Here is an 18392-nt window from a genome sequence, read left to right as displayed (position 1 = left end):
TTATTAATATTAAATATATGTTTAATTTATGGCTTAAGCCCTATAGTCATTGATCTTTTCCTGAATTTCTTCAATGATTTTTTCATCATCTATCGTGGATGGAACCTGAAAATCTTTTCCATCCAGCAAGGTTCTGATCAGTTTCCTTAGAATCTTTCCTGAGCGGGTTTTGGGTAAACGTTTAACAACCATTGCATTCTTTAAAAAAGCCACAGCACCAATCTTTTCGCGAATCATTCTGATGATATCTTTTTCTATTTCTTCCTCAGAGATTATTGTTCCGTTTTTTAAAACAACCGTAGCAAAAGGAACCTGCCCTTTGAGTTCATCATCTATTCCTACAACAGCACATTCTGCCACATCGGGATGGGAAGAGACAATTTCTTCCATTTCTGAGGTGGAAAGCCTGTGTCCGGCTACATTAATGACGTCGTCCACTCTTCCGGTAATGAAAATATAGCCGTCCTCATCCTGAATAGCACCGTCTCCCGAGAAATAATACCCTTTGTACTGCGAAAGATAACTGTTCTGAAAGCGCTCATCGTCATTCCAGATGCCTAAAAGCGCGCCGGGAGGAAGCGGAAGTTTGATAATTAAATAACCTTCCTGATGGGCATCAAGCTCATATCCATTCTCATCAAATATCTTAATGTCGTATCCCGGAATCGGCTTTCCGGCAGATGCTCTTTTAATCTGATAATTATCGTCGAATGTCATTAGGCCCAGCATTGGCCATCCGGATTCTGTCTGCCACCAATGGTCAATAGCAGGAATTCCTATATGCTCTGCAAACCAGTCTAAAGTGGCCACATCGCATCGTTCGCCAGCTAAAAACTGCTTTTTGAAATGGGACAGGTCGTATTTTTTTACCAGTTCTCCATCCGGATCTTCTTTTTTAATAGCCCGGATGGCTGTAGGGGCAGTAAACATTGCAGAAACTTTATATTCTGAAATAATTCTCCAGAACGTACCTGCATCAGGAGTCATGATGGGTTTTCCTTCGAAGATGATGGTTGTATTCCGGTTGATAAGAGGACCGTACACGCTAAAGCTATGTCCGACTGCCCACCCGAAATCAGAAGCTGCCCAGTAAGTTTCTCCGGGTTCAACACCATAAATATATTTCATAGAGAATTTCAATGCGGTTGCATAACCTCCGGTGTCGCGTGCAATTCCTTTAGGCTTTCCTGTGGTTCCTGAAGTATAAAGCAGGTATAGGGGATGGGTTGATTCCACGGAAACGCAGTCTGCAGGCTCTGATTTTTGAACTAATTCTTCATAATCAATCAGTCCGTCGAACATTTCATGCTGGTTATCCACCAGTTTTCTGTTGTAAACAATAATGTTGTCTACTTTGTCCTGCGCCAGTTCAATGGCTTTTTCAACAAGTGGCAAATAGGGAATTCTTCTCGCTATTTCTACACCGGCAGTAGCGGTAATCAGGGCTTTTGGCTTACAGTCATCGATTCTTACCACCAATTCGTTCGGTGCAAAACCTCCGAAAACCACATTGTGAATCACCCCGATTCTTGCACAGGCCAACATTGCAAACAGAGTCTGTGGGATCATCGGCATGTAAATAACGGCTGTATCACCTTTTTTTAAACCTAATGAAACGAGACCTCCTGCGAATTTTGATATTTCTTCTTTGGCCTGATCAAAAGTATAGGTGATTTTCTGATCTGTAACCGGAGAATCATAAATAATGGCGGTCTGATTTCCAAAACCGTCTTCGATGTGTTTATCAATGCACAGATAGCACATATTGAGCTTTCCGTCACAATACCACTGCGGATAATCATTTTTACCATTGGAAAGAATCTGTTCCGGAAACTTAAACCACTGTATTTCTCTAGCCTGTTCCTTCCAGAAATTTTCCTTGTCTTCTATGCTTTGCTTAAACAAGTTATCTGCGTCCATATTAATTTTGTGTTTTATGTTTTTTTTGTCATTGTGAAGAGCGAAGCGACGAAGCAATCTCTAAAGTAAAGCTGAGACTTAAGCTCTTAAAAACTTTAAGAATTAAGATTATTAAGAAATTGCGTAGCTTTATTCACAATGACGATGTATTATCTTGATTCTTGAATCTGTCTATTCAAACATCTCCTCAATCTGCTGCTGCAGTTTTTTAATGGAATAGGGCTTCGTGACATAAGCATCAGCGCCCATTTTCAGTCCTTTTTCAATATCTTTAGGATTATTTTTTGCGCTAAGAAAAATGACTTTTGTGTCTTTCATTCTTTCATCTTCTTTGATGGCTTCCAGAGTGCTGTATCCGTCCAGATTGGGCATCATGATATCCAGAAGAATAACGTCCGGAACCATTGTTTTCAGGAACTCCAGAACTTCTGTTCCGTCTCTTGCGATGTAAACGTCGTAGCCGTTTTTCTTAAAGCTGTATTCAAGTGACATTAATATTTTATGTTCGTCATCGGCAATAATGATCTTTCTCATAGATGGTTATTGGTTTTGTTCAACTTCATTTTTTGTTATGCTGTAAGGAATGCTTATCGTAAAAGTTACGCCCAGACCGCTGTTTTCTGCTTTTATGGTTCCGCTGTGTGCCTGTACAATTTTCTTTGAAATAGCCAGTCCGAGTCCGCTTCCTGTTGGTTTTAAGATATTCTGGTTTTTTGACTGATAAAATTTATCGAAAATCATTTCCAGATCCCCTTCGGGAATATGCTGTCCGGTATTGAAAATGGTAATGATCAGGTGATCTTCTTTTTCAGCCAGTTTGGTCTGTATTGTTCCCTGGTCATCGGTAAATTTTAAAGCGTTTCCGAGGATATTCTGGAAAAGCTGGATCATTCTCGCTTCATCATATTCAAATACGGTTTGATTCAGAAGATTCACTTCACTTAAATGAATGTTTTTTTGCTGTATCAGATGGAGTAGAGGGTTTAAAGCTTTTTTGTAGGTTTCAAGAATATTGTTTTCTTTAATATTCAAAGCAATTTCGCCATGTTCCAGTTTATCAAGGTAAAGAATATCGTTGATGATTTCACTCAGCCTGTCGGATTCCGTGATGATATTGTTTAAAAATTCCTGCTTAATGTCTGTTGGAATATCATCATCGTCCGCTAAAATTTCGCCTGCCGAACGAATGGCAGTGATCGGGGTTCGTAATTCATGGGCTACAGAATCCAGGAAATCGTCTTTCTGACGGTCTTTAACAATTAGGTTTTCGTTGGCCTTTCTCAGGTCATTGGAAAGCTTCTGTAATTCTTCCGACTGTTCGGTGAGTTTTTTGTTAAGGATAATATTTTCTTTAGATTCCTCTAAAATATTTAAAACTTCTCTTAAAGATATTTTATCTTCTTTCGTTACACCTTCGATCAGAATTTTTGCGGATGCGGTCCCGATTCTTCCTGCCAGAAGGTTCTCAGAGAATTTGATAAATCTTGAATCTGCCGTTTCAGTGTTGGAATCGATATTGTATTTCAAATTAAAGATCCTTAAAGCCTGTTCCGTTTTATTTTTGCCCAGAAATCTTTCCAGAATATTCCTGATATCTGAAACATAAGCAGTTCCGCGCCAGACAAAAGCATTTTCATGATTTAAAATATGCTTGTCAATATCCACATATAATTCTGCAAAATTTCTTTCCCGGTAGTTGCCTTTAACACTTACGGAAATGATGGTAAACAAAGCTGTGTTAACAAAAATGGACCAGAAAAAAATCTGTGAGATCCTGCTTAGAAAAGGAATATTAAAAAATGTAAAAACATCATACATTTCACGGATAATCCCTTTGAATTCCTGGTTGTACGAGAAATAATACTGCGGAATGATCAGTCCGAAGTAGCAGATTGCTAATCCTGCAAGAAGTCCCGCTACGGCACCTTTATAACTTCCTCTTCTCCAGAATATCGCACCGAAAAATGAAGGAGCCAGCTGTGCGATTACAACAAATGAGATAAGTCCTACAGAATCCAAAGATGTTTTCAGGATAAAATATTTATAGAAAACAAAGGCCATGATGATCAGGGCAAAGATGCTGAATTTTCTAATGTTTGTAATGTTTCTTGTATTCTGAACCTCATTGTCAGATTTGAATTTCCCCAACAAACCGTAAGGGATGATGAGGTTATTGGAAAGCATGATGGATAAGGTAATAGCTGAAATGATGATCATGGAAATACATGAGCTCAGTCCGCCTAGAAATACAAAAACTGTGATTAACGTATTGTCAAAATGCTGTGGAATCAGAATAGAATAGAACTCCGGATTTACCTTCTCTCCGTCAAAAATTAATCTTCCGCCCCAGGCGATCGGGAAAATGAAGATCGTGAAGATCAATAAGTAAAGAGGAAAGAACCAGATTGCAGTCTTGATATGCTTCTCCTGTCTGTTCTCAATAATTGCAGTATGAAATTGTCTTGGAAGAATGCAGATGGCCGTAGCAGAAATCATACACAGAACCATCCAGTTCATAGCATCTTCAATTCCCTTAAATGTGTTTTTTTCTTTAAAATCTTCAAACTTGCTTGCCTTGTCATAGATGTCTGAAAAACCGTCAAATACAAAATAAATGACAAATATGCCCAAAATGATGATAAAGAAAAGCTTTAAAAAGCTTTCCAGGGCAATGGCGGAAATAATACCCAAACGTTTTTCTGATGCGTCTACATATCTGGTTCCGTAATAGGAAGAGAACAGGGCAATTAAAACAACTACAAACGTTGCATTGTCGGTTAGTATATTATTGGATATTGAAGTCTCAGTAACCAGGTGAAAAGTTTCGGAAATAGCTTTGATCTGAAGCCCAATATAAGGAACAATGGCTAACAGGCATACAATTGTGATGATTGCACTGAAGCTTCTGCTGTTTCCATATCGTAAAGAAATAAAATCGGCAAGGCTGCTGATTTTGTTGACTCTGGAAATTCTTACAATCCTTGTATTGATGTAGATCCATGCAGGGATAATCATAATAGGACCAATGTAGATGGGTAAATAATTCAGTCCGCTTGTAGCTGCAACGCCGATACTTCCGTAATACGTCCACGCTGTGCAGTAGACTGCCAGAGACAATGCGTAAATGTAAGGGTTGTTCACCCACCGTTTGCTTCTCTTCTTCTCTGCCAGGTGGGCAACCAAGAACAAAAGGGCGAGATAGAGTAAAACAACAGCAAATAACGCGAGGCTACTCATCATATTTTTTTACGATTACAAAAGAGATAATGATGGAGATCATCCAGACCGCGAACAGATAGATCAGAATCATCGGGTAGCCAAAAACATCTTTTTCACTGTTGAAAAGCAGTGAAATAGGAATGCTGAAAGCCATCATCAGCCCGATGCTCAGGATAATCAGTTTTTGTTCGTGTCTTTTCTTCATACATGATGATTGATAAAAGATAATTGATGAGTGCGGGTACTCATCAATTATCATTAATCGTTTATAAATTAAATTTTATCGTCTGAATATTCTCCTATCAGCGAATAGTACCCGAAAATAGCCATTCCACCGGAAACAATCGGCACCAGTATAAAAAGTATAATGATACCGAAAACAAGATCTTCCTGTTTTCCTGAAGTTATTTTAGGGATTCCCATCACGGTAATTCCGAAGTACGCAACAACCAGTGCAACCAGAATCCATACAATGCCTAATATTTTTTTTAATCCGTTCATTTTAGTAGATTTAAAATTAATAAATTTCTGAATGATTATCTCTATTAATCGTGGATATTGTTGTTCTTATTTTTAAGATAAATCAATCCGATGACTAAACAGACTGCAGCAACTCCAATCGGGTACCAAAGTCCTTCCAGGTACCATGTTGCATGCCCTGCATCCTTTCCCTGGGTGACCAGGTAGGTTGCCACAGCCGGAAGAAGCCCTCCGAATACTCCATTACCAATGTGATACGGTAGAGACATCGAGGTATAGCGGATTCTTACCGGGAACATTTCAACAAGGAATGCTGCGATCGGACCGTAAACCATCGTCACAAAAATCACCTGAATGAAAACCAGGAATACCAGATACCATCTTGTATCATTGCTTAGTGTAATCGATTTGGTAATCTTCGGCTCTTCCGCTTTTCCGTCTTTCATGACAGGACCGGCTGCAGACCAGTGTACAATGCTGTCTTTTTTAATGAAAGTTCCGTCTGTAAACGTAGTTTCTTTGTGAAATGTAATTAGACTGTCCGATGCAATATCTTTATGGATTGCAGCACTTCTTGTCTCTTTGATTCCATTGCTGGCAACGGTTTTAGCTTCGATATTTACGCTTTTATACATGCTGTCGTAAATAGGCCTGTAGGCTAAAATCGCCACCAGCATACCTGCCATCATAATCGCTTTTCGTCCGATTTTATCCGAAAGCCAGCCGAAGAACACGAAGAACGGTGTTCCCATTAACAATGCTGTAGCCATCATATAATCGACCTGCATCGAGTCTATATTCATCACTTTTTGTAGGAAACTCATCGCATAGAACTGTCCGGTATACCAGATAACACCCTGTCCCATCGCAGCACCGAACAGTGCCAGTAAAACAAATTTGAAATTGAATTTATTCCCGAAACTTTCTTTCAACGGGTTTTTAGATGTTTTTCCTTCACTTTTAGCCTTTGCGAAAAGCGGAGATTCTTTCATGTTTTTTCTGATGAAATAAGATACTCCCACCATTAAAATTGAAATCCAGAACGGAACTCTCCATCCCCAGGAATCAAATTCTGCTGCAGATAGCGAGTTTTTAGTAATTAAGATGACAATTAATGAAATAAAAAGTCCTGCAGTGGCTGTAGTCTGAATCCACGAAGTCCAGTAGCCTCTTCTGTGTGGCTGTGCATATTCTGCAACATAGGTCGCAGCACCTCCGTATTCTCCTCCCAATGCCAAACCCTGTAAAAGTCTTAAAATTAAAACTAAAACCGGTGCCAGGAATCCAATTGTTTCGTATCCGGGAATACACCCGATCAGGAAAGTGGAGAATCCCATGATCAGCAAGGTGACAAGGAATGTATATTTTCTTCCGATAATGTCGCCTAATCTCCCGAAGAACAAAGCTCCGAAAGGACGTACTACAAATCCGGCTGCAAAAGTCGCCAGCGTAGATAAAAATGCTGCGGTAGGATTGTCGGCTGGGAAGAATTTGGTCGCTAAAACAATAGCTAAACTTCCAAAAATATAAAAGTCATACCATTCTATCAGAGTGCCGAGTGATGAGGCGGTGATCACACTCCAGATGGTGCGGTTCTTCTGCCGGTCGGTCATATTCTCGTAGTTTTCGTGGTGATTTTCGCTCATGTTGATTGATTTTGATGTTAATGGATTAAGATATTGAGTTCATCCTGTGTTTAAAGATAAATTTGAAACTGTACAATGAATTCGCCTTTTGAGGAAGGGCTTTCCGTAGGACTGGTGTAAACCGGTCTTGTGGAATATTGCGTAGTGATTTTTGCGTGATGTCCGTCTATGAACCAGTTGGCACCCACATCAAACTGCGAAGATGATTTATCGAATGCTTCAAAGTTTTTGTGTGTATACGCTGCGAAAGGCTGTATTCTGATCTTTGGTTTTTCTGTTTGGTTGGGTAGAAGTAAGCCTGCCTGAGCATACACTACATTTCCCGTTCCGATCATAGGTTGTAAATTTCCAGGCCCTGCAATAGCTCTGTTTCCTGCAAAATTAGGATCATTGGCGGCAATATTCATGGTTCCCAGATTTCTGATGTAGTTGGGACCGAAATTGTAGTTATAATATCCGGCATAGGCAGAAACAGCCATTTTGTGTTTCGCATTTCCCAAAGGAATGTCTGCAAATGCATCCACTGCTACAAGCGTGATATCATGTTTTTCAATATTGGAATTGATAGAAGTTCTGGTCCCGTCAGCCTGATGATAAAAACCTGCGCCTATATTGAATACTTTTTTTGTCCCCAAATAGGAGCCTACTTTGAAGGGGAGCGTATTGGATTCTTCATCCAGAAATTGGTATTCAACATAACCTGCTTTTGAAAAGCTAGGATTTCCATTATTGTCAACGGCTGCAGCTCTTGAAGGATCTGTAACATTCACAGGAACCAGATCTGTTGCAAAAGGTTTGTTTAAGCTGAAGCGGTATTCCAGTTTACCATATTTTCCTTTAGCGAACATTCCGAGCTGTCTTGCAAATTGATCAGAGTTATCAATCAACGGCCATGAGAAAATAGGAGAGTCTACAGTAAGAAAATTCAGAGTTGAAGCCATGGTCATGCGGGAAAGTCCCATATAGTAATGAAGCCCAGCTCCTAAAGATAAACTGAATTTTCCGGCTTCTCCAGGTAAAATAACTGCATATTCATTCCATGCATCATGAAAAAACAGCTGTGGTTTCTTTCCATTTCCATAACCTCCTGTTCCAGTGGTGCCTGTAGCTCCTCCGTTGATGAAGGTTTGGTTATTGATCCCGAAATGGGCCAGGATCATATATCTTTTGGAGATTTGCGCGTATACTAATGCACGTAATCTTCTGTTTCCTAGGCTCCAAGAGTTGTCGGTGGCTTCTCCTGCTACCATACTTCCGGGGTTCATTTGAGTATTTCTGAGCCAGAACTGGTCCCATAAAATAAATCGGATGTACTTATCTCCTTCCGGATTGAGGTTTAATTTTAATCCGCCTCCGTAATCAGGAGAACCCTGTGAATATAAAGAACTGCTTATTAAGGCTAATCCAATAAATGAAAGTAATTTCTTCATAAATTATCAATTTTTGGCGTTGTTTTTTGTGAAAGCCAAATTGTAATTAATAATTTATTTACAAAAATTTAATATATATTATTGGTAATAGTATAGTTTTGCTGTAATGATCTGGTTTTTAGATGTGAGTTACGAGTTACGGGGTTGGAGAGTTCGAGTGTTGGGGATAAATGAGTCTGAAGAGGTTTTTTAGTTAAATGATGATTAGTGAGAGTGTATATCTGGTGGCTGAAGCTCCCGAAGCTGATGTCTTGCATCTTGATTCTTGGCTCTTGAATCTTCTCTACTTCTTAAACCTCTCCCATTTAATCAGCATGTACTTATCTGCAAACTGAGTAATGATAAGCCCGGAGTTTTTGATGTTGTCTTCCTTGGCAATATATTCTATCAATTCATTTTGTTTTAATATTTTATAAACGGGATGGAATTCAGAATGGGGTGGTCTGGTGATATTGTATTTTTTGATCCAGGAGCTGATCGTAACGTGGGAAACCCCGATAATCCGTTCTATTTCACGGAAACTTAATCCTTCAAGATAAAGTTGTAAAGCCTTGGTTACGTAATAGTCATCGATCTGTTTCCCTATTTTTTTGACCGTAAAGTAATATTTGCAGTCTTTGCAGAGAAAACGTTGTTTCTCGTTGATGATTCCGCTTTTTACAATTGTACTTCCACTGCATTTAGGACATTTATTTTCCATAGCTATATGTTTTTAGCAAATATATAATAATTTAGCAATATTATAATTTCCAATAAAGATAAAATTACCTGTATATTCTATTAAAACAAAAAAAATATCTTTTTAATTTGGTTTTTAAAGTTATTATGCTTTAAATTTGCCAAAAAATTCAGATAAATAAATGGAAATAGAAATTTCCTCATGCGAACATCTAATGTATGTGAGTGAAATACAGCAGGAAATGTATGATTCTGCACAGCGTAGAGGAACGGGCATCGCAAAACGTTCCATCGAATATTTAACGAAAAAGATTTCAGAAGGCAATGCTGTGGTTGCTACTGAAAACGGCAAATGGGTGGGGTTCTGTTACATCGAGACCTGGTCGCACGGTCAGTTTGTAGCAAACTCAGGACTTATTGTATCTCCGAACTACAGGAACAGGGGAGTCGCCACTTTGATCAAGAATAAAGTTTTCCAGTTATCTAGAGAAAAATATCCCAATGCAAAAGTATTTGGGTTGACCACAGGACTTGCGGTCATGAAGATCAATAGCGATCTTGGTTATAAGCCAGTAATTTATTCTGAGCTCACTCAGGATGAAGAATTCTGGAACGGTTGCAAGAACTGTGTGAACTATGAAATTTTAATGAAAAAGGAACGTAAAAACTGTCTGTGTACAGCGATGCTTTTCGTTCCTGAAAATAATAATAAAGTAAAAGGGACTGAAATTCAGCAGTCCGAAATTGATGAGTACAATGGAGAAAAAGAAAGTCGTCTTAGCGTTTAGCGGAGGTTTGGATACCTCTTACTGTGCAAAATATCTTAGTGAAACACTGGGATATGAAGTGTATGCAGTGACTGTAAATACCGGAGGTTTTTCTAAAGAAGAAGAAAAAGAACTGGAGAAAAAAGCCTTCAATCTGGGGGTGAAAGAATACAGGTGCGTTGACGCTCAGGAAGATTATTATAATTCTTGCGTAAAGTATCTGATCTTCGGAAATGTGCTGAAAAATAACACTTATCCATTATCTGTAAGCGCTGAACGTACGGTTCAGGCGCAGGAAATTGCAAAATATGCTATTGAAACCGGTGCTGATGCTATTGCTCACGGAAGTACAGGAGCTGGAAATGATCAGGTTCGTTTTGATCTGATTTTCCAGGTGATGTGCCCTGAAAAGGAAATCATTACACCGATCCGGGATATGAGCCTGTCCCGCGAAGAAGAAATTGAATTCCTGAAAAATTATGGGTATGAAATGGAGTTCCATAAAGCACAGTATTCTGTGAATAAAGGATTGTGGGGAACATCAGTTGGAGGAAAAGAAACGTTAACATCGAGAAATTCTCTTCCGGAAGAAGCTTTTCCATCGCAAATTAAAGAAACTCAGCCGTCAGAACTGGAAATTGAATTTAAAAACGGTGAGGTTGTAGCGGTAAACGGAGAACATTTTGAACATTCCGTGAAAGCAATTCAAAAAATTGAAGAACTGGCTTCCGCTTATGGAATCGGTCGTGATATTCATGTTGGAGATACTATTGTTGGAATTAAAGGAAGAGTAGGATTTGAGGCAGCAGCGGCATCAGTGATCATCAAAGCGCATCACTTATTGGAAAAACATACGCTTTCAAAATACCAGCAGATGATGAAGTCCCAGCTTTCCGACTGGTATGGAAACTGGCTTCACGAAGCATTATTCCTGGATCCTGTGATGAGAAATATTGAATCTTTCCTAACGGATTCTCAGGAAACGGTCAGCGGAAAAGTATTTGTAATCCTTTATCCATACAGGTTTGTTTTGAATGGAATTGAATCTAAACATGATTTAATGTCTGAAAAATTCGGAAGCTATGGTGAAGCCAACAGAGCCTGGACGGGAGAAGATGTAAAAGGATATACAAAAATTGTAAGCAATTCTTTAAACATATACCACCAGATCAATTCAAAATAAAGAGTTTTAAAAGAGGGATTTAACCAATGATAGGATGAACTCCTGTCGATCAAAAAAATCATATGAAAAAAGTAGGAATTGTAGGCGCCAACGGCTACACAGGAAGCGAATTGGTCCGTGTGCTGGCTTTTCATCCCAATGTGACATTGAGTTTTTTATATAGCCGTTCCAATTCGGGAACAAAGATTTCAGATTTGTACCCGGATTTAGCGGCAGTTTGTGAGCAGGTTTTAACGGACAGACCGCAAGATGTGGATATTTTATTCCTATGCCTTCCTCATAAGGAAAGTCAGAACTGGTTGAGCCAGAATCCTGTTAAAGATGAAACTTTAGTCATTGATTTAGGGAACGATTTCCGTCTGGAAGGAAAATTTGGAAACAGAAATTTTATCTACGGACTTCCTGAAATCAATAAAAAAAATCTGGCAGGAGCAAAAAGCATTGCCAACCCGGGATGTTTTGCAACAGCTATTCAATTGGCTCTTCTTCCACTAGCAGAAAAAGGTTTGCTGGATGAGGTTTATACAACAGGAATTACAGGTTCAACAGGTGCGGGACAATCTTTACAGGCAACGACTCATTTTACGTGGAGGAACGATAATATTTCGGCATACAAAACATTGACGCATCAGCATGTGGATGAGGTTTTAAAGCAGTTGGTTTCATTCAACCATAAAGCTGTAAGTCTGAATTTTGTTCCATGGAGAGGAGATTTTGCAAGAGGAATTTTTACAAGCTCTACAGTGAAAACAGAATTAGTACTTTCAGATATCATTCAGTTGTATCAGGATTTTTATGAAGAGGAGCCTTTTGTGAAGGTAAGTGAAAATGCAATTGATTTAAAGCAGGTTGTCAACACCAATCGCTGTGTGATTCATATAGAAAAGAGTGGAAATGTAGCAGTCATTCACTCAGCGATTGACAATTTGTTAAAAGGTGCCTCCGGACAGGCCGTACAAAATATGAATATAGCGATGGGTTGGGAAGAAAACCTGGGATTGAACTTAAAGCCGATAGCATTTTAAAAAAGTGAATGGTCAATAAGTCAATTGTGAATTGAAAAACCGAAATATTCGACTTAGGAAAATGGAGCGTTAAGAAAATTAATTCTATGAACGTTAAGAAAATTCTACTGTTTGAAGCGCGACAAAAATGTTGAACTGAAAAACAAATGCTGAATTCGCGCAAGTTTTAGAATTTTTAGAGAATAGAAATAATTTTTAGCGGAAGTTTCCAGGTCTTGAACTTTTGTTTCTTTTGTTTCAAGACAAAAGAAATTAATTAAAACAAAAAAAATGAATTTATTCAACGTATATCCATTATTCAACATAAACCCTGTAAAAGCCCAGGGATCTTTCCTTTGGGATGATAAAGGAGAAAAATATCTCGATTTTTATGGCGGTCACGCAGTGATTTCCATCGGACACAATCATCCGCATTATCAAACTCAATTGAAAGAGCAGCTGGAGAAAATATCTTTCTATTCAAATTCGGTTCAGAATGAATTACAGACTGAACTGGCTGATAAATTGGGCAAGCTTTCAGGCAATGAAGATTACAATCTTTTTCTGTGTAATTCAGGAGCTGAAGCTAATGAAAATGCATTAAAACTGGCCTCCTTCCATAACGGGAAAAGTAAAGTGCTTTATTTCTCAGGATCCTTCCATGGAAGAACTTCTGCGGCGGTTTCTGTGACAGATAATCCAAAAATTGTTGCTCCGGTTAATTTTTCTGAAAGATTTATCAAATCTGAATGGAATGATATCGAACAGCTTGAAGAGATCTTTGAAACTCAGGGAAGTGAAATTTCATCCGTCATTATTGAAGGAATTCAGGGCGTAGGTGGAGTTATGATCCCAACAGCAGAATTCTTATCCAAAATTAAAGAACTGTGCGAAAAATATGATGCAGCTTTGATTCTTGATGAAGTTCAGTCAGGGTACGGAAGAAGCGGATATTTCTTTGCCCATCAGGAATTTGGGATCGAACCGGATATGATCACGACAGCAAAAGGAATGGGAAATGGTTTCCCGATCGGCGGTGTTTTGATTCACCCAAAATTTCAAGCAAGTAACGGTTTATTGGGAACCACTTTCGGAGGGAATCATTTAGCCTGTGCTGCTGCAATTGCGGTTCTGGATGTGATGAAGGAGGAAGATCTTATGGTCAATGCTCAGCAAATGGGTGATTATATTGAAAACGAAATTAAAGGCCTTCCCCATATTAAATCCATCCGAAGGAAAGGTTTAATGATTGGAGTAGAGTTGGATCAGGACTGTTCCGAAGTGAGGAAAAGTCTATTGTACGATCATCACATTTTTACAGGAAATTCCAATGACAAAAGTGTCTTAAGGATCCTTCCGGCTCTCAATATCGGCAAAGAGGAAACAGATCTTTTTGTCGGTGCTTTAAAAGTAGTTTTAGATAAGGTTTAAACCACAAATGGGGTTAAGATTATCACAATTAATTAAAAAATCATCAAATGAAAAAATTCACCTCTGTAAGCGATGTAGAAAACTTACAGGAAATCATAAAAAAAGCTTTACAAATTAAAGAAAACCCCAATTCCGAAACAGAAAAAGGAAAGGGAAAAACAATAGGCCTGGTATTTTTGAATTCAAGTTTAAGAACACGTTTAAGCAGCCAGATTGCCGCTCAAAATTTAGGTTTAAATGTCCTGACTTTAAATGCAGCTCAGGAAGCCTGGAATCTGGAGTTTGCAGACGGAGCCGTAATGAACGGTGACACCGTTGAACATATCAAAGATGCAATAGAAGTATTAAACCAATATTGTGATATCATTGCAGTACGTTGTTTTGCGGGAATGAAGTCTAAGGAAGATGATGTTAATGAAAGTATCCTGAGTCAGTTTGAGCAGCACGCTAAAGTACCTGTGATTTCTCTGGAATCGGCAACGCGACATCCGCTTCAAAGTCTGGCAGACTGTATTACCATCACAGAAAACTGGAAGGAAGACCGTAAACCGAAAGTGGTTTTGACATGGGCACCACACATCAAGCCGATTGCCCAGGCTGTTGGAAACTCTTTTGCAGAATGGATGCAGGAAATGGATGTTGATTTTGTGATCGCTAATCCCGAAGGGTATGATCTCGATAAGAAATTTACAAAAGATATTAAAGTGATCCATAGCCAGGATGAAGCTTTAAAAGATGCAGATTTTATCTATGTCAAAAACTGGTCTTCTTTCGATGACTATGCAGCTATGCCGGAAGTGAAAGACAGCTGGATGCTGACCGGAGAAAAGCTGGAAAATACGAATCATGCAAAAGTAATGCACTGTCTCCCTGTCCGTCGTAATGTAGAACTAAGCGATGAAGTAATGGACGGAGAAAACTCCATTATCTATCAGCAGGCCAAAAACAGAATTTTCTCTGCGCAAGCGGTTTTTTCAGAAATTTTGGATGAATTGAATTCTAAATAATGGAAATCAATCCTTGTCAAGGTTCTAAACCCTGACAAGGACAAGGATTAGAAAAAGAGCAAGAATTTCAAAAACGTTGACAATGAAAGAAAAATTATACATCATAAAAATAGGTGGTGCTCTGATCGACGATCCAGAGTTGCTTGACCAATTTTTAGAGCAGTTTTCTGAAATTAAGGAAAAGAAAATTTTGGTTCATGGAGGCGGAAAATTAGCAACCACCCTGGCTGATAAATTAGGCGTTGAACAAAAAATGATCAACGGACGAAGAATTACGGATAAAGATACGCTGGATATTGTGGCGATGGTGTATGCAGGAGGAATCAATAAAAATATTGTGGCAAAACTTCAGCAGAAAAAATGCAGGGCAATAGGTTTTTCCGGAGCTGATGCGAATTTGATTAAAGCCAAAAAAAGAGAACATGCAGAGATAGATTTCGGATTTGTAGGCGATATTGAGAAGAAAAGTGTGAACAGGAAATTGATCTCAAAATTAATTAAACTAAAACTTGTTCCTATTTTTTCAGCGATTACCCATGATAAAAAAGGAAATCTTTTTAATACCAATGCAGATACGATTGCTTCGGTCATTGCCCAGGCTTTATCTTCAAAATATGATGTGGAATTATTGTATTGTTTTGATAAAGAGGGAGTTTTGGAAAATGTTGAAGATCCAGGATCCGTTATAAAAAGGGTATCCGCAGAAGAGTTTTCTGCTTTAAAAGAAGCGGGAAAACTTCATAAGGGAATTTTACCCAAACTTGAAAATGCTCTCGGAGCTGTAAAAAATAAGGTAAACAAGGTGTTCTTAATTAAAGAAACCCAATTAAAAAACCATATACAAAATCATCATGGAGGAACTGAAATCTGTTTATAGTAAAGAAGAGCTACTGACTCAAGCAGTTGAATTGCTTAAAAAACTGATTGCAATTCCGTCATTCAGCAAAGATGAATATAATACGTCTGTGGAAATTGAAAACTTTTTTAAGAAACATCATATTCCTGCAAAACGTTTTAAAAACAACATCTGGGCAGTTAATAAAAACTTTGATGCATCCAAGCCATCTGTTTTGCTGAATACCCACCATGATACGGTAAAGCCCAATAAAGCCTACACGATAGATCCGTTTCTTCCGGTTGAGCAGGACGGAAAACTGTACGGTTTGGGAAGTAATGATGCCGGAGCTTCTCTGGTTTCCATGGCTCAGGTCTTTTTACATTTTTATGAGAAAGAAGATTTAAAATATAATTTAGTGATTGCTTTGACAGCTGAGGAGGAGATTTCAGGATTTGATGGAATTGAGGCCTTATTTCCACAGCTTCCGAACATCGAATTTGCCATTGTAGGAGAACCCACGCAGATGAATCTGGCGATCGCGGAAAAAGGGCTGCTGGTGATAGACGGGGAAATGAAAGGAACTCCTTCTCATGCTGCTCATCCGAATGATGATAACTCAATTGTAAAATGTATGGAGGATCTTCACAATATTCTGAATTTCAGATTTCCGAAGATTTCCGATTATTTAGGGGAAGTTAAGGTTACATTGTCAGGCATTCACGCTGGTGTTCAGCATAATGTAGTTCCGGAAGCCTGCACTTTTACTTTGGATGTAAGGGTTACCGATGAATATTCCAATAAGGAAGCTTTTGAGATCATTCAGTCACAGATGAAATCATCATTAAAGGCCAGGTCTTTAAGGTTAAATTCCTCAAAAATTGAGATGGATCACCCTTTTGTTCAGGCAGGTCTGGAAATTGGAAGGACAACATACGGTTCACCAACATCATCTGACCAGGCCATCATTCCATGTACGTCCGTGAAAATTGGCCCTGGTGACAGCAGGCGCTCCCACACGGCAGATGAATATATCTATATAAAAGAAATTGAAGAAGGAATCGAGATCTATATAAGGATCTTAGAAAAAGTTTTATAAAAAGAGAAGTTAGAGGTTAGAAATTAGAAGTTAGATTCCGGAAAATTATACATACACCTTAGTACTGATATCTAATTTCTAACTTTAATATCTAAAAAAAATAAATGTTTTAACCAGGCTCAGCAGGCAAAAAAGTCTAGTTTTTAATAAAGATTTATGCAAAAAAGAAAATTAAAGACGAAGGCTTTTGAATGTGGAGATGTTTTTTTATAGTTTAATAATAAGGATGCTCTGCTGGGCAGGTTGAAACGAATTGAATATTGTAAAAAGAATATTATGAAAAAAATATGGCAGAAGGATGACCTGGCCACCAATATATTAGTCAACAAATTTACAGTCGGGAAAGATCTTGACTTTGACGAACGTTTAGCAAAATATGATGTTAAAGGTTCCATGGCACACTGCCAGATGTTGGCAGAAACCGGAATTATCTCCGGTGAAGAATCAGAACAGATGCTTTCTGTTTTGGCAGATATTTTAAAAGATATCGAGAACGGAAACTTTGAGATCGATAAAGAAGCAGAAGATATCCATTCTCAGGTTGAAGCGATATTAATTGAAAAATTAGGCGATACCGGAAAAAAAATCCATACGGCAAGATCCAGAAATGACCAGGTTTTATTAGATATCAAACTTTATCTGCTGGATGAGATCCGCGAAATAACATCTTTGACTGATGAGTTTTTCCAGATTTTAGTCAAACTGGCCGATCAACACAAAAATAAATTGCTTCCAGGCTATACCCACCTTCAGATTGCAATGCCGTCTTCGTTTGGATTATGGTTTGGAGCGTATGCCGAAGCATTGCTGGATGATGTTGAACTGTTGTTTTCGATGAAGAATATTATCAATAAAAATCCTCTGGGTTCAGCAGCAGGATACGGTTCCTCTTTCCCGATTGATCGTGAAAGTACGACTTACAACTTAGGTTTTCAGTCTATGAACTATAATTCTGTATACGCGCAGATGACCCGCGGGAAATCCGAAAAAATGCTGTCTATGGCAATGGCTACTTTAGCAGGAACGCTTGGGAAGTTTGCTTATGATGTATGCTTATATTTAAGTCAAAACTTCGATTTTATAAGCTTTCCCAAAGAATTTACAACAGGAAGCAGCATTATGCCGCACAAAAAGAATCCGGATATTTTTGAGTTGGTTCGTGCGCGATGCAACAGAATTCAATCTTTGCCGAATGAATTGATCTTACTGACAAATAATTTACCGTCAGGTTATCACAGAGATGTACAGCTGACAAAAGAAATTCTTTTCCCGGCTATCGATTCATTGAAAGAATGCCTGGAAATCTTAAGTTACACCCTTCCGAATATTCAGGTTAAAGATGGAATTTTGGAAGATGAGAAGTACAAATACCTTTTCAGTGTTGAGAAGATTAATGAAGAGGTGAAAAAAGGAAGCTCATTCCGTGATGCTTATGTAAAAGTAGGGCAGGAAATTGAAAATAATGAATTTGAGTTTGAAGTTGGAAATCTAAATCATACCCATCAGGGAAGCATAGGAAATCTTTGTCTGGATAAAATAGAATATCAGTTCAACAAACTGAAGAATAAATTATTGGGTTAATAATTTTTAATCACGTGGATTTTTAAAGTTGATTAAAAGTTTGATCAGATGCTTCGGCTCCGCTCAGCATGACCAATCTAATACTAAACGTCATTTTGTAGCGATGTCATGC

Annotated in this window: 16 protein-coding genes; 8 read left to right on the top strand and 8 right to left on the bottom strand. The window is 38.4% G+C overall.

Translation table 11 applies throughout. The annotated features are described in order from the left end of the window. Nucleotides 1-33 precede the first annotated feature (33 nt). From DRF61_RS12745 to DRF61_RS12710, 8 genes are all read right to left on the bottom strand, one after another. Nucleotides 34-1920 carry an AMP-binding protein gene (locus DRF61_RS12745; protein WP_111957586.1) on the bottom strand — a complete coding sequence of 629 codons (1887 nt, stop codon included), beginning with the start codon at nt 1918-1920 and terminating at the stop codon, nt 34-36. A 171-nt stretch (nt 1921-2091) separates the two neighbouring features. Next, nucleotides 2092-2454: a response regulator transcription factor gene (locus DRF61_RS12740; protein ID WP_111957584.1), complete on the bottom strand. Its 363-nt coding sequence runs from the start codon at nt 2452-2454 to the stop codon at nt 2092-2094. Nucleotides 2455-2460: 6 nt separating this feature from the next. After that, nucleotides 2461-5157 carry an ATP-binding protein gene (locus DRF61_RS12735; RefSeq protein WP_167409430.1) on the bottom strand — a complete coding sequence of 899 codons (2697 nt, stop codon included), beginning with the start codon at nt 5155-5157 and terminating at the stop codon, nt 2461-2463. Further along, entirely contained in the window at nt 5150-5344 is a 195-nt protein-coding gene (locus tag DRF61_RS12730) for a hypothetical protein (protein WP_034731116.1), read from the bottom strand. The genes DRF61_RS12735 and DRF61_RS12730 overlap by 8 nt, the downstream gene beginning before the upstream one ends. Before the next feature lie 68 nt (nt 5345-5412). Continuing rightward, nucleotides 5413-5640, bottom strand: a complete 228-nt coding sequence (locus DRF61_RS12725) for a DUF6814 family protein (RefSeq protein ID WP_111957580.1) — start codon at nt 5638-5640, stop codon at nt 5413-5415. A 44-nt stretch (nt 5641-5684) separates the two neighbouring features. After that, on the bottom strand, nt 5685-7265 hold the full coding sequence (locus DRF61_RS12720; RefSeq protein ID WP_111957578.1) for an MFS transporter: 1581 nt from the start codon (nt 7263-7265) through the stop codon (nt 5685-5687). A 50-nt stretch (nt 7266-7315) separates the two neighbouring features. Continuing rightward, nucleotides 7316-8695 (bottom strand): porin, encoded by a 1380-nt coding sequence (locus DRF61_RS12715; protein ID WP_111957576.1) that lies wholly within the window; start codon nt 8693-8695, stop codon nt 7316-7318. Between the two features lie 283 nt (nt 8696-8978). Further along, a complete protein-coding gene (locus DRF61_RS12710; protein ID WP_111957574.1) occupies nt 8979-9395 on the bottom strand; it encodes an IS1/IS1595 family N-terminal zinc-binding domain-containing protein in 417 nt (138 codons plus the stop codon). Between the two features lie 160 nt (nt 9396-9555). Here DRF61_RS12710 and DRF61_RS12705 point away from each other — a divergent pair, with 160 nt between their 5' ends. From DRF61_RS12705 to argH, 8 genes are all read left to right on the top strand, one after another. Beyond that, on the top strand, nt 9556-10161 hold the full coding sequence (locus DRF61_RS12705; protein ID WP_111957572.1) for a GNAT family N-acetyltransferase: 606 nt from the start codon (nt 9556-9558) through the stop codon (nt 10159-10161). Continuing rightward, a complete protein-coding gene (gene argG / locus DRF61_RS12700; RefSeq protein WP_111957570.1) occupies nt 10130-11323 on the top strand; it encodes an argininosuccinate synthase in 1194 nt (397 codons plus the stop codon). The genes DRF61_RS12705 and argG overlap by 32 nt, the downstream gene beginning before the upstream one ends. Before the next feature lie 62 nt (nt 11324-11385). Further along, nucleotides 11386-12348, top strand: coding sequence for an N-acetyl-gamma-glutamyl-phosphate reductase (gene argC, locus DRF61_RS12695; RefSeq protein WP_111957568.1), 963 nt, complete (start codon nt 11386-11388; stop codon nt 12346-12348). Nucleotides 12349-12618: 270 nt separating this feature from the next. After that, nucleotides 12619-13758 carry an aspartate aminotransferase family protein gene (locus DRF61_RS12685; protein ID WP_111957564.1) on the top strand — a complete coding sequence of 380 codons (1140 nt, stop codon included), beginning with the start codon at nt 12619-12621 and terminating at the stop codon, nt 13756-13758. A gap of 47 nt (nt 13759-13805) precedes the next feature. Next, the gene (locus tag DRF61_RS12680; protein ID WP_111957562.1) at nt 13806-14765 is read left to right on the top strand and encodes a Rossmann-fold NAD(P)-binding domain-containing protein; all 960 of its coding nucleotides are present in this window, start codon (nt 13806-13808) and stop codon (nt 14763-14765) included. Between the two features lie 82 nt (nt 14766-14847). Continuing rightward, on the top strand, nt 14848-15642 hold the full coding sequence (gene argB / locus DRF61_RS12675; protein ID WP_111957560.1) for an acetylglutamate kinase: 795 nt from the start codon (nt 14848-14850) through the stop codon (nt 15640-15642). Further along, nucleotides 15617-16699 (top strand): M20 family metallo-hydrolase, encoded by a 1083-nt coding sequence (locus tag DRF61_RS12670; protein ID WP_111957558.1) that lies wholly within the window; start codon nt 15617-15619, stop codon nt 16697-16699. Before argB ends, DRF61_RS12670 begins: the two co-directional genes overlap by 26 nt. Nucleotides 16700-16975: 276 nt before the next feature. Beyond that, a complete protein-coding gene (argH, locus tag DRF61_RS12665) occupies nt 16976-18280 on the top strand; it encodes an argininosuccinate lyase (RefSeq protein WP_111957556.1) in 1305 nt (434 codons plus the stop codon). Nucleotides 18281-18392 lie beyond the last annotated feature (112 nt).

This window comes from Chryseobacterium lathyri (assembly GCF_003290185.1).
In the GTDB taxonomy this organism is placed as follows: Bacteria; Bacteroidota; Bacteroidia; order Flavobacteriales; family Weeksellaceae; genus Chryseobacterium; species Chryseobacterium lathyri.
This window is presented reverse-complemented; position numbering and strand designations above follow the sequence as displayed.